The organism is Xanthomonas sp. WHRI 8932A, assembly GCF_035012785.1.
Taxonomy (GTDB): domain Bacteria; phylum Pseudomonadota; class Gammaproteobacteria; order Xanthomonadales; family Xanthomonadaceae; genus Xanthomonas.
The window spans coordinates 59,402-72,273 of record NZ_JAYGQQ010000004.1 but is presented as its reverse complement, the minus strand read 5'-3'; the positions used below and the strand labels follow the sequence as shown (position 1 = coordinate 72,273).

8 protein-coding genes and 1 other RNA gene are annotated in these 12,872 nt (G+C 63.6%); 8 read left to right on the top strand and 1 reads right to left on the bottom strand.

Features of this window, described 5'->3' with window-relative positions:
- Positions 1 to 1,599, bottom strand: a complete 1,599-nt coding sequence (gene prpR, locus VC212_RS07385; RefSeq protein WP_323515376.1) for a propionate catabolism operon regulatory protein PrpR — start codon at positions 1,597 to 1,599, stop codon at positions 1 to 3.
- Between the two features lie 145 nt (positions 1,600 to 1,744).
- Here prpR and prpB point away from each other — a divergent pair, with 145 nt between their 5' ends.
- From prpB to VC212_RS07345, 8 genes are all read left to right on the top strand, one after another.
- Positions 1,745 to 2,641 (top strand): methylisocitrate lyase, encoded by an 897-nt coding sequence (gene prpB, locus VC212_RS07380; protein ID WP_055846320.1) that lies wholly within the window; start codon positions 1,745 to 1,747, stop codon positions 2,639 to 2,641.
- 72 nt (positions 2,642 to 2,713) lie between these two features.
- Entirely contained in the window at positions 2,714 to 3,868 is a 1,155-nt protein-coding gene (prpC, locus tag VC212_RS07375) for a 2-methylcitrate synthase (protein ID WP_055845804.1), read from the top strand.
- 174 nt (positions 3,869 to 4,042) lie between these two features.
- Positions 4,043 to 6,637, top strand: coding sequence for a Fe/S-dependent 2-methylisocitrate dehydratase AcnD (acnD, locus tag VC212_RS07370; RefSeq protein WP_323515347.1), 2,595 nt, complete (start codon positions 4,043 to 4,045; stop codon positions 6,635 to 6,637).
- A gap of 188 nt (positions 6,638 to 6,825) precedes the next feature.
- Positions 6,826 to 7,209 (top strand): hypothetical protein, encoded by a 384-nt coding sequence (locus VC212_RS07365; RefSeq protein ID WP_323525946.1) that lies wholly within the window; start codon positions 6,826 to 6,828, stop codon positions 7,207 to 7,209.
- 116 nt (positions 7,210 to 7,325) lie between these two features.
- Positions 7,326 to 8,525 carry a 2-methylaconitate cis-trans isomerase PrpF gene (gene prpF / locus VC212_RS07360; RefSeq protein ID WP_323515345.1) on the top strand — a complete coding sequence of 400 codons (1,200 nt, stop codon included), beginning with the start codon at positions 7,326 to 7,328 and terminating at the stop codon, positions 8,523 to 8,525.
- Positions 8,526 to 8,944: 419 nt separating this feature from the next.
- Entirely contained in the window at positions 8,945 to 11,161 is a 2,217-nt protein-coding gene (locus tag VC212_RS07355; protein WP_323515344.1) for a TonB-dependent receptor, read from the top strand.
- A 77-nt stretch (positions 11,162 to 11,238) separates the two neighbouring features.
- Positions 11,239 to 12,237, top strand: a complete 999-nt coding sequence (locus VC212_RS07350) for a nucleoside hydrolase (RefSeq protein WP_323515343.1) — start codon at positions 11,239 to 11,241, stop codon at positions 12,235 to 12,237.
- A 13-nt stretch (positions 12,238 to 12,250) separates the two neighbouring features.
- A non-coding RNA gene (locus VC212_RS07345) (sX9 sRNA) lies at positions 12,251 to 12,316 on the top strand.
- Positions 12,317 to 12,872 lie beyond the last annotated feature (556 nt).

Here is a 12,872-nt window from a genome sequence, read left to right as displayed (position 1 = left end):
TCAACGCTGTGGCGCCATCGCTTGTGCCTGCATCCATCGCCACAACGTAGTGCGCGAAACGCCGAGCGCTTGAGCGGCTAGGGCACGGTTGCCGTTGGCGCGTTCCAGTGCAGTGCGCACCGCTGCAGCGGTGAGTTGCAGGCGCGATGCTGCAAGCTCGGTGTGCGCCTGTGGTGCAGGGTCGCTGATGTATGCGTCGAACAGTTCCGGCGCCCAGCGTTGGAGTTGTTCCAGGCTCAGGTGGTCGTGCGCTTGTGCTTTCCAGTGAATGCATAAGCGTTCGACCAGGTTGCGTAGTTCGCGCACATTACCCGGCCATGCATGCTGTTGCAGACGTTGTAGCGCTGCGGGCGACAATGGCGATGCGATGCTGCCCAATTGCTGAAAATAATGCGTCAGAAGCATCGCAATGTCGTCGGGGCGGTGGTGCAACGGCGGCAGTGCGATGCGTAGTGCGTTCAAGCGATAGAACAGGTCGCGGCGAAAGCGCCCTTGTTCGACCAGGGAATGCAGATCCTGCAGGCTGGCAGCGACCACGCGCACATCCACCGCAATTGGCACGGTGGCGCCGACACGTAGCACTTCGCGTTCCTCCAAAACGCGCAGCAAGCGCGTCTGTAGCGGCATCGGCAATTCGCCGATTTCGTCGAGAAACAACGTGCCGTCCTGCGCGGCTTCGATCAGGCCGGTGTGGCCGCCGCGACGTGCGCCGGTGAAAGCGCCATCGCTGTAGCCGAACAATTCCGCTTCCAGCAGCGATTCGGTGATGGCGCCGCAATTGATCGCGACAAAGCGGCCACGCCGCCGGCTGCCGGCATGCAGTTGTCGGGCGACCAACTCCTTGCCGGTCCCGGTCTGGCCGCTGATCAACACGGTGCCCGCGTGCGGCGCATACAACTGCACCAGCTCGCGGACGTGCACCATTGTCGTGTCGTCGCCGAGTAGCGCGTCGCTGCGGCGTGTCCGTCGTGCGTTGCTGCGGGCGGCTGGGCGTTCCTGGCTGGAAGCAGTGCCTAATGCGATGGCGTTTTCCAGCGCGTGACGGACCGAATCTGCCGAGTACAGCAGTACGCCGGGCAGGCCGGCCTGCTCGGCGAAATCGATCGCCATGCCGGTACCCACGATGACCTGGATACCGCCGGCACGCAGGTCGGCAATGCAGTCGCGCGCGTCTTCGGCAGTGACGAAGCGGCGATGTTCGATGTCCAGGTCGAAGCTGCGCTGGAAGGCGTGGAACGAGGGGACGTCGCTGGCATGGGTCACCACGCCGATGCGCGGTGCGATGCGGCGCGCACGCGCCAACGCTTCCATCAGGTCGAAGCCGGTGGCCTGGATCGGCGCCAGCGGCAGCGCAAGCCGGCTGCGCAGGTAGGCGGCATTGGAGCCGCCAGCGACCAGGACGTCGCAGCGCTCGCGGCGCAGGCGCTGGCCGATGACGTCCACGGCGTCGGCAAAGCCGAGGTTGATCTGCTCGATGCGCGCGCGCTGGTCGAATTCGGGGATGACGTCGGCAAGCAGGCCGGTCAGTCGCGACACGCTGACGGTCCAGATCACCGGCGGCGATGTGTCTGCCGGATCGGCCGGGGAGGGGTTACGCATCGACGTTGGCGTGTTCCATAGGTGTTTCATGTTGCGCCACGTGTTTCATATCCGCAACGATTCGTTGACGGTGCCCAGTGGAATCAAGTGCTTGCGATTGGCACAGGGTTTGCGAACTATCCGTTATCCCATCCCAGGAATCGCCATGACGTCCTCGCCCATTTCTTCCGCCGGTACCCGCTTCCGCGCGGCGCTGGCCGCCGAGTCGCCGCTGCAGGTCATCGGTGCGATCAACGCCAACCATGCGCTGCTGGCCCAGCGTGCCGGGTATCAGGCCATCTATCTGTCGGGCGGCGGCGTGGCGGCGGGTTCGTTGGGGCTGCCGGATCTGGGCATCAATACGCTGGAAGATGTGCTGATCGATGTGCGCCGCATTACCGATGTATGCGGGTTGCCGCTGCTGGTGGACGTGGACACCGGCTTCGGGCCGAGCGCGTTCAATATCGAGCGCACCATCAAATCGCTGATCAAGGCGGGCGCGGCCGGTTGCCATATCGAAGACCAGGTCGGCGCCAAGCGCTGCGGGCATCGGCCGGGCAAGGAGATTGTCAGTCAGGGCGAGATGGTGGACCGGGTCAAGGCGGCAGCCGATGCCAAGACCGACCCGGCGTTCTTTTTGATCGCGCGGACCGATGCCATCCAGATGGAAGGCGTGGACGCGGCGATCGAGCGCGCCATCGCCTGCGTGGAAGCGGGCGCCGATGGCATCTTTGCCGAGGCCGCCTACGACCTGGACACCTACAAGCGCTTTGTCGATGCGGTGGGCGTGCCTGTGCTGGCCAACATCACCGAGTTCGGCAAGACGCCGCTGTTTACGCGCGACCAACTGGCCGCTGCCGGCGTGGCGATCCAGTTGTTTCCGCTGTCGGCATTTCGTGCGGCCAACAAGGCCGCCGAGGATGTGTATACCGCGATCCGTCGCGATGGCCATCAACAAGCGGTACTGGAAACCATGCAGACGCGCGAAGAACTGTACGAACGCATCGGCTACCACGACTACGAACAACGCCTGGATGCACTGTTTGCACGCAAAGGCGCATGATCGCCGCTTGCTGCGTCCACCTGGTCACTCCTCCGTGACACCGCAACACGCCACAGCTTGGGAGCTCATCGCATGAACGACACCACCATTCCCGGTTTCAAGCCGAAAAAATCCGTTGCCCTGTCCGGTACTGCTGCAGGCAACACCGCGCTGTGCACCGTGGGGCGCAGCGGCAACGATCTGCACTATCGCGGTTACGACATTCTGGATCTGGCAACCACCAGCGAGTTCGAAGAAATCGCGTACCTGCTGGTGCACGGCAAGCTGCCCAATAGCGGCGAATTGCGCGGTTACAAGGCCAAGTTGCGGTCGTTGCGTGGCGTGCCGGCCGCAGTGAAAGCGGCGCTGGAGCAACTGCCGCCGTCGGCACACCCGATGGATGTGATGCGCACCGGCGTCTCGGTGCTGGGCTGCCTGCAGCCAGAAAAGGACGACCATAACCATCCGGGCGCGCGCGACATCGCCGACAAGCTGATGGCGTCATTGGGCTCGATGCTGCTGTATTGGTATCACTACAGTCACAACGGCAAGCGCATCGAAGTGGAAACCGATGACGATTCGATCGGCGGGCATTTCCTGCATCTGCTGCACGGGTTTGCGCCGAAGGATTCATGGGTGCGTGCAATGCACACCAGCCTGATCCTGTATGCCGAGCACGAGTTCAACGCGTCCACGTTTGCATGCCGGGTGATCGCCGGCACCGGCAGCGATATGTACAGCGCCATCGCCGGTGGCATCGGCGCGCTGCGCGGACCCAAGCACGGCGGCGCCAACGAAGTGGCCTTCGAAATACAGAAGCGCTACGACACCCCGGATGAAGCGGAAGCCGATATCAAGGCGCGCGTGGAGCGCAAGGAAGTGGTGATCGGCTTCGGCCACCCGGTGTACACGGTGTCCGACCCGCGCAACAAGGTGATCAAGGACGTGGCGCGCGAGCTGTCCGATGCGCAGGGTAGCCGCAAGATGTACGACATCGCCGAGCGCCTGGAAACGGTGATGTGGGACATCAAGAAGATGTTCCCCAACCTGGATTGGTTCAGTGCGGTGAGCTACCACATGATGGGCGTGCCGACGGCGATGTTTACGCCGCTGTTCGTGCTGGCACGCACGGCCGGTTGGAGCGCGCACATCATCGAGCAGCGCGTGGACGGCAAGATCATTCGCCCGTCGGCTAACTACACCGGCCCGGAAGATCAGGTCTTCGTGCCGTTGGATCAGCGCGCCTGACTGTGTGGGCGGCGCTGGCCCTCATCCGCCCTTCGGGCACCTTCTCCCGCTTGCGGGAGAAGGGCACCGCAACCGCAACGCAATAGCAGCACCGCAACCGCAACACCGCAATCGCACAGTAATAGCAGTGCCGCAACCGCAAGAAACCTCGCCCGCCTTGTGATATCGCCAGCCATGAACAGCCATTACCGCAAGCCCTTGCCGGGCACCTCGTTGGAGTATTTCGATGCACGCGCCGCAGTGGATGCGTTGCAGCCTGGCGCGTATGCAACGCTGCCGTACACCGCGCGCGTGCATGCCGAAAACCTGGTGCGGCGCGCCGAGCCGCAGATGCTGGAGGCCTACCTGCGCCAGCTGATCGAGCGTAAGCGCGATCTGGATTTCCCGTGGTTTCCGGCGCGTGTGGTCTGCCACGACATCCTGGGGCAGACCGCGCTGGTGGATCTGGCCGGCTTGCGTGATGCCATCGCTGAGCAGGGCGGCGACCCGGCGCAGGTCAATCCGGTGGTGCCGGTGCAGTTGATCGTCGATCACTCGCTGGCAGTGGAATACGCCGGTTTCGACAAGCAGGCCTTTGCGAAGAATCGCAGCGTGGAAGATCGCCGCAATGCCGATCGCTTTCACTTCATCGAATGGACCAAGCGGGCGTTCGAGAACATGGAAGTGATTCCGCCGGGCAACGGGATCATGCATCAGATCAATCTGGAGAAGATGTCGCCGGTGATCTACACGCTGGATGGCGTGGCGTTTCCAGATACCTGCGTGGGCACCGATAGCCATACCCCGCACGTGGATGCGTTGGGTGTGATCGCCGTGGGTGTGGGCGGGCTGGAAGCGGAGACCGTGATGCTGGGGCGTGCGTCGTGGATGCGGTTGCCCGACATCATCGGCGTGGAATTGTTGGGCCGGCCGGCGCCGGGCATCACCGCCACTGACATCGTGCTGGCCTTGACCGAATTCCTGCGCCAGCAGCGGGTGGTCGGTGCGTATCTGGAGTTTTATGGTGCCGGCGCCAGCGCGCTGACCATCGGCGACCGTGCCACCATCTCCAATATGACGCCAGAATTCGGTGCGACCGCGGCGATGTTCTACATCGACCAGCAGACTATCGACTACCTGCGGCTGACCGGCCGCGAGGATGCACAGATTGCGCTGGTGGAAACCTACGCACGGCATACCGGCTTGTGGGCTGACGCTCTGGTCACCGCGCAGTACGAGCGCGTGCTGCAGTTCGACTTGTCGAGCGTGGTGCGCAACATGGCCGGCCCATCCAACCCGCACAAGCGGGTGGCGACCACCGAGCTGGCAACCCGTGGCATCGCCGCTGCGTGGGAAGACGTGCCAGGGCAGATGCCCGATGGTGCGGTGATCATCGCGGCGATTACCTCGTGCACCAACACCTCCAATCCACGCAACGTCATCGCGGCTGGCCTGCTGGCGCGCAACGCCAATGCGCGTGGCCTGACCCGCAAACCGTGGGTGAAAAGTTCGCTGGCGCCCGGCTCCAAGGCGGTGCAGCTGTATCTGGAAGAGGCCGGCTTGCTGAGCGAGCTGGAGCAACTGGGCTTCGGCATCGTGGCGTTTGCGTGCACCACCTGCAATGGCATGAGCGGCGCGTTGGACCCGGTGATCCAGCAGGAGATCATCGATCGCGACCTGTATGCGACGGCGGTGTTGTCGGGCAATCGCAATTTCGATGGGCGCATTCATCCGTATGCCAAGCAGGCGTTTCTCGCTTCGCCGCCGTTGGTGATCGCCTATGCCATCGCAGGAACGGTGCGCTTCGATATCGAAAAGGATGTGCTTGGCATCGATGCGGATGGCACGCCGATCACGCTGAAGGATCTGTGGCCGAGCGATGCGGAGATCGACGCCGTGGTGGCGCGCAGCGTCAAGCCGGAGCATTTCCGCAGCGTGTACGACCCGATGTTCAAGCGTAGCGTGGGGCAGGGCGCGCGCGTGAGCCCGCTGTATGACTGGCGCCCGACCAGCACCTATATTCGCCGTCCGCCGTATTGGGAGGGCGCGTTGGCCGGTGTACGCACGCTGCATGGCATGCGCGCGCTGGCGGTGCTGGGCGACAACATCACCACCGATCACCTGTCTCCCTCCAACGCCATCATGGCCAGCAGTGCGGCCGGCGAATACCTGGCGCAGATGGGCGTGCCGGAAGAAGACTTCAATTCTTACGCCACCCATCGCGGCGACCACCTCACCGCGCAACGCGCCACCTTCGCCAACCCGAAGTTGGTCAACGAAATGGCCGTGGTCGATGGTCAGGTCACCGCCGGTTCGCTGGCACGGCTGGAGCCGGACGGGCAGGTCGTGCGCATGTGGGAAGCGATCGAAACCTATATGACGCGCAAGCAGCCGTTGGTCATCATCGCCGGCGCCGATTACGGGCAGGGTTCGTCGCGCGACTGGGCGGCCAAGGGCGTAAGGCTGGCGGGCGTGGAAGCGATCGTGGCCGAAGGCTTCGAGCGGATCCACCGCACCAACCTGATCGGCATGGGCGTGCTGCCGCTGGAATTCAAGCCGGGCACCGATCGCAAGACACTAGGTATCGACGGTAGCGAAACATTCGACGTGATGGGCGAGCGTACGCCAGGCGCAACGCTGACGTTATCGATCCATCGCCGCAACGGCGAGCAGCTGCAGGTGCCGGTGACCTGCCGTCTGGATACTGCGGAAGAAGTGGCGATCTATGAAGCCGGTGGCGTGTTGCAACGGTTTGCACAGGATTTTCTGGAAGCGAGCAAGGTGGCGTAAGCATCGGTATGTCTTCGACACCACGATTGATTTTTATGTTGAAGCCGCCGCCGGACGTGCTTGACCTGATGTCTGGCGCGGTTGCTGCTCATGGCTTTGACACGGCACTTGGGGGAACGCTCTTCGAAGTGTGTAATTGGCATCAATCGCTGAGTGACAGATATGAGGGCGTGGATGCGCGCGCGGCCATGCTGCGCGCTGGGAGCCGCGTCGATGCCGCCGCAGTGACGTTGCGCTTGAATCGCATCACCACCTCCGGCGCAGGTCCGTTGCATTGCGCGTTTCGGGCATATGGCGTGCCTACCGAGTTCACCGCGCTGCTGCAGGCAATTGCCATGGCGCTGCAGGCAGAGCAGCTACCGCCTGGAGGCGGACATACCCCGCATATCACGATCAGTTACAAGGCGCCCACAAAGCTGGACGCGCGTATTCCGGCGATCGTCTGGCACAGCGACACCTTGCTGCTTGTCGAATCTGGTGGAGTGCCGTATCGCTACACCCCCATCGCGCAATGGCCATTGCGTCCTGCTGTCGGCTTGGGTGAGCAGGCGCAATGTTCGCTGCCGTTCTAAACGTCGAAAGACGGATCGGGCGTCAGCCACGCTCTCGGCTGCGCTAGCCATGCAAGGCGATACTGGTCCGCGTTGCGCTGCCTGTCTCGCTACTTCGTTGCTTTCAAGGACCCTCCATGTCATTTGTTCCCCAACTCCGCATCCCCGCCACCTACCTACGCGGTGGCACCAGCAAGGGCGTGTTTTTCCGTCTGCAGGATCTGCCGGTTGCCGCACAACAGCCGGGGCCGGCGCGCGATGCGTTGTTGCTACGGGTGATCGGCAGCCCCGATCCGTATGCCAAGCAGATCGATGGCATGGGCGGGGCCACGTCCAGTACCAGCAAGAGCGTGATCGTCTCTGCCAGTGCGCGCGACGGGCACGATGTGGACTATCTGTTCGGGCAGGTGTCCATCGACAGCGCGTTCGTGGACTGGAGCGGCAACTGCGGCAATTTGTCGGCGGCGGTGGGGCCGTTTGCGATTGCCAATGGCCTGGTCGATGCGGCGCGGGTGCCGCACGATGGTGTGGCGACGGTGCGGATCTGGCAGGCCAATATCGGTAAGACCATCGTGGCGCATGTGCCGATGAGCGACGGCCAGGTGCAGGAAACCGGCGACTTTGAGCTGGATGGGGTGACCTTTCCTGCCGCCGAAGTGCAACTGGAATTTCTCGACCCCGCCGATGCGGCCGAAGGCGAGGGCGGTGCGATGTTTCCCACCGGCAAGTTGATCGATCAGCTGGAGATTCCTGGCCTGGGCACGATCGCCGCCACGCTGATCAATGCCGGTATCCCGACCATTTTTGTCAACGCGCATGACCTGGGTTACACCGGCACCGAATTGCAGGACGCGATCAATGGCGATCCGCGTGCGCTGGCCATGTTCGAAACACTGCGTGCGCATGGCGCTGTGCGAATGGGATTGATTGCCAGCATCGACGAAGCCGCCACGCGCCAGCACACCCCCAAGGTCGCCTTCGTTGCGCCGCCCGCGGACTACACCGCCTCCAGCGGCAAGCCGGTGCTTGCTGGCGAGATCGATCTGCTGGTGCGTGCGATGTCGATGGGCAAGTTGCACCACGCGATGATGGGCACTGCCGCCGTCGCTATCGGGACCGCAGCGGCGGTGCCCGGCACCCTGGTCAATCTGGCTGCCGGTGGCGCGACGCGCTCGGCAGTGCGTTTCGGCCATCCGTCCGGCACCTTGCGTGTCGGTGCGGAGGCAACATTGGTGGACGGGCAGTGGCAGGTGACCAAGGCGCTGATGAGTCGCAGTGCGCGCGTGCTGATGGAAGGCTGGGTGCGCGTGCCGGGTGATGTTGCCAAGGTCGAGTGAACGGAACACGGATGCGCGTTGGTGGATGTCTCCGGTGGCGGGCGGAGCGGGGGCGTCTACGCCGGTTTAGAAATCTGCGGGCGGTCCATTGCGGCTTGTCTATGTGCTCGTCAAACGGTATCGGGGCAGTCGTCGTGTGGGTTTTCGTGTGGGCTCGCGTGCGCGCCGCGCCGCGTGCCGTCGCCAGGCCCAGTGCAGCCAAGCCTGTTGGTGCGGCCCATGTGCTGAGCACTGCCTGCTGAGACCCACAACGCTCCAGCGCACAAATTGCACGGGGGTGTTGCATTAATTAGAACGCCATTTCTAATTATGAAAACTTTTTCGCACGCGCTCTGCCAAATTTGTGTAAATCGTGTTAATTCTGTTGCAACGCGGCATGGAAATCAGGCCGCTCCGCCAACCGAATTCGGAGTCTTCCCATGTCAGCCAGCCGGTCGCTCAAGATCAGCGCGCTTGCCGTTGCCGTCGTTTCCCTTCTCCCGCTCTACGCCGCCGCCCAGCAAGCGCCCAGCGCCGACGGTGTCGTGCGTCTGGATGCGGTCAAGGTCACGGTTGAGCGTCGCTCGGAAGACTCCAAGGATGTGCCGGTGTCGGCCAGCGTGTTGCGCCCGGAATTTCTGGACGCCATTTCCACCAGCGGCTCGGACATCCGCGTGCTGGCCGGCAAGGCGCCGAGCCTGAACATCGAATCGTCCAACGGCCGTGTGTTCCCGCGCGTGTACATCCGCGGCTACGGCAACACCGACTTCAATACCTACGCCTCGCAGCCGGTGTCGCTGATCTATGACGACGTGGTGCAGGAAAACGCCTTCCTGAAGGGCTTCCCGATCTTCGATCTGGAAGGCCTGGAAGTATTGCGTGGCCCGCAGGGCACCTTGTTCGGCCGCAATACGCCGGCCGGCGTGGTCAAGTTTAACTCGGTCAAGCCGACCATCGGCTCCAACGACGGCTACGCCAGCCTGTCCTATGGCACCTACGGCACCATGACGCTGGAAAGCGGCCTGAGCATCGCGATGGGCGAGCATTGGGCGGCGCGTCTGTCCACCTTGGGCCAGCGCCGCGACGACTGGGTCGAAAACCGCGACGGCCGCGATCTGGAAGGCTATACCGACTCGGCCGTGCGCCTGCAGTTGCTGTACCAGGCCAGCGACGATTTCAGCGCATTGTTCAACGCGCATGCGCGCCATCTGGACGGCACCGCGCGCCTGTTCCGCGCCAACATCATCCAGCCCGGCACCAACCAGTTGGTGGATGGCTTCGACGCCGAAAAATCCTTCATCGACGGCGCCAACACCCAGGAACTGCAGACCTATGGCGGCAGCGCCAATCTGACCTGGGACCTGGGCGACATCGCGCTGCACTCGATCACCGCCTATGAAGGCATCGGCAAGTACTACAGCCGTGGCGACATCGACGGCGGCTTCGGCGCGGTGTTCGCACCGCCGTCCGGCCCGGGTGTGATTCCGTTCCCGGTGGAAACCGCCGGCGGCATCAAGAGCCTGGACCAGTACAGCCAGGAACTGCGCGCCGAATCGCAGTACGAAGGCCCGCTCAATTGGCAGGCCGGCCTGTACTACTTCCACGACGATGTGGAAGGCGAAAACTACACCTACAACACCTTCAGCGGCGGCGATCTGGCCAGCTACCAGCTGACCCGCCAGCGCAATACCTCGTGGGCGGCGTTCGGCTCGTTGAACTACGCAGCCACCGACCGTTTGAACCTGCGCGCCGGCATCCGCTACACCTACGACAAGAAGACCTTCGACGTGTTGGCGCTGGATCGCGTCACGCTGGTCGAGCCGTCCAGCGGCGAGACCGACAACTCCAAGGTCACCGGCGATTTGGCCGCGACGTTCTCCATCAACGACGACGTCAACGTGTATGCACGTGCCGCACGTGGCTTCCGCGGCGCCAGCTTCGGCGTGCCCTCGGGCACCGCGCCGCTGACCGTGGCCGAGCCGGAGACGGTGGATTCGTTCGAGATCGGCATCAAGTCGGATCTGTTCGACAACCGCGCGCGTCTGAGCTTTGACATCTACGATTTCCGGGTCAAGAACCAGCAGCTCACCGCAGTGGGCGGCGCCTCCAACGATGTGCGTCTGCTCAACGCCGACAAGACCAAGGCACGCGGCGCCGAGTTCGATTTCGAAGCGTTGATCACCCAGAACCTGCGTGTCACCGCCGGTGGCGCCTACAACTGGACCCGCATCGACGACCCGAACCTGTCGGTGGGCGTGTGCCGCACCTGCACCGTGACCGACCCGCTCAATGCGGCCGGCCGCGCGCTGATCGACGGTAATGACCTGCCGCAGGCGTCCAAGTGGATGGCCAACGCCACGCTGCGTTACGGCATCCCGATGGGCAACGACGGCGAGCTGTTCTTCTACACCGACTGGTCCTACCGCAGCGAAGTGAATTTCTTCCTGTACGACTCCAAGGAATTCACCGGCCAGCCGCTGGTCGAAGGCGGCGCCAAGATCGGTTACAACTGGGGCGCCGGTGCGTACGAGTTGTCGGTGTTCTGCCGCAACTGCACCAACCAGATCCGCGTGACCGGTGCGATCGATTTCAACAACCTCACCGGCTTCATCAACGACCCGCGCATCGTTGGCGCCCAGTTCCGCGCCAACTTCTGATCGGCATCGTTGTACGGTAGAACGCGAACCGCCGGCTAACATGCCGGCGGTTTTTTTTTTGCGGGAGGAGAGAATAGATGCAACACAGATGGCAACGCACCTGGAGCATGCTGGCGATGTGGTGCCTCTGCGCCGCCGCGTGGGCGCAGACGCCCGCAGCGGCGGTGCAGGGCAAAGCTGCGCCTGCGCCGGACGACAAAGTGGTGGTCTCCACCGATATCGGCGACGACACCGACGATGCGTTCGCGCTGGCACTGCTGTTGCGTCGCCCGCAGGTGCAGGTGCTGGGCATTGCATCGGCGTGGGGGGATACCACGCTGCGTGTACAGCTGTTGCAGCGTTTGTTGCAGCAGGCCGGGCGCAGCGACATCCCGTTGGCGGTGGGTAAGCGCACCACCAGCACGATTGCCTTCAGTCAGGCGAACTGGGCCGCGAAAGGACAGCTGCCGAGCGGCTTGCCCGATGCAGCGACGATGATCCTACAGCAGGCGCAGCGCCATCCGGGTGAAGTCACCTTGCTGGTGCTGGGCCCGATGACCGACGCCGCACTGGCGCAGCAACGCGACCCGGCAGGCTTTGCCAAGCTCAAGCGCATCGTGGCAATGGGCGGGTCGGTGCGGGTGGGCTATGGCAAGTCCGCGTATCGCCCGGCCAGCGCGCCGGCCGCCGAGTACAACATCGTGTCCGATGTGGCGGCCGCGCAGCGCGTGTTCGCGGCCGGTGTGCCAATCGTCCTGCTGCCGCTGGATGCCACCCAGATCACCCTGGAAGAACCCGAACGTATCGCGCTGTTTGCGCACGGCGATGGCCTGACCGACGCGCTCACCCAGCTCTACTACCAATGGCGCAACACCGACCAGCCCTGGGCGAGCGCAACGCCGACCTTGTTCGATGCCGTGCCGGTGGCCTGGTTGCTGCGCCCCGAACTGTGCCCGACCACGCCGCTGCGTCTGGACGTCGATGCGCAAGGCTATACGCGTGAAGGGCGGGGCACGCCGAACGTGCAGGCCTGTCTGCGTGCGGACAAGCCGGCGTTGATCGACCTATATATGCGCACGGTGTTGCAGTTGCACTGAGAGCAGCGAACAAATGCATTCCGGTGCTGAGTGCGCCGTCCACACCTGCCTGACGACTGGTCGTTACGTTTTGCTCGCTGCTCTTAAGAGCAGCGAGCAAACGGAGTTAGCGCCTGCCTGGCGGTGAGCGCAGTGGTTTTGTTGGCTGCACTTTTGGGATGCAGTCAAACGCCTGGTTGGTCGAAGGCGCGATGCCCTCACCGCTCGCGGGACACGCCTTACATCCGTCCTTGGAGGCTCGGTGGCGGCATCCATGCCGCCACATGGTCCCGCAAGCGGCGAGGACACCGCACCCGGAACGTTCGCAGGTTGCTTTGTTCAACGCCTGCCTGTTGCTCTGCTTGCGATGGGACGTTTGTCGGGCGCACCGCTATCCAGACAGCGCATGTCATGCCGTGCTTGTAATCATGCACACCAACACTCTCGACTGGTCCTTGGCCGCCCACCGTCGTGGGACCTTACGCGTCATGGATGCCGCGTAAGAGCTCACATCGAAGTACTTGCGGCGTGTCCCGCGACGGTGGGCGGCAAAGGGCCCCGCAGCCACGTCGCAGCTCAGCGGCCCTGCAATAGACCGGCGTCAAACCACTGGGCTCACCTCAGCTCCGGCGCGCCGGTGCCATCGCGGCATGCAC

Coding starts and splice junctions, on each gene's coding strand:
- prpR (WP_323515376.1), bottom strand. CDS start 1,599: ATGCGTAACCCCTCCCCGGCCGATCCGGCAGACACATCGCCGCCGGTG.
- prpB (WP_055846320.1), top strand. CDS start 1,745: ATGACGTCCTCGCCCATTTCTTCCGCCGGTACCCGCTTCCGCGCGGCG.
- prpC (WP_055845804.1), top strand. CDS start 2,714: ATGAACGACACCACCATTCCCGGTTTCAAGCCGAAAAAATCCGTTGCC.
- acnD (WP_323515347.1), top strand. CDS start 4,043: ATGAACAGCCATTACCGCAAGCCCTTGCCGGGCACCTCGTTGGAGTAT.
- VC212_RS07365 (WP_323525946.1), top strand. CDS start 6,826: ATGCTGCGCGCTGGGAGCCGCGTCGATGCCGCCGCAGTGACGTTGCGC.
- prpF (WP_323515345.1), top strand. CDS start 7,326: ATGTCATTTGTTCCCCAACTCCGCATCCCCGCCACCTACCTACGCGGT.
- VC212_RS07355 (WP_323515344.1), top strand. CDS start 8,945: ATGTCAGCCAGCCGGTCGCTCAAGATCAGCGCGCTTGCCGTTGCCGTC.
- VC212_RS07350 (WP_323515343.1), top strand. CDS start 11,239: ATGCAACACAGATGGCAACGCACCTGGAGCATGCTGGCGATGTGGTGC.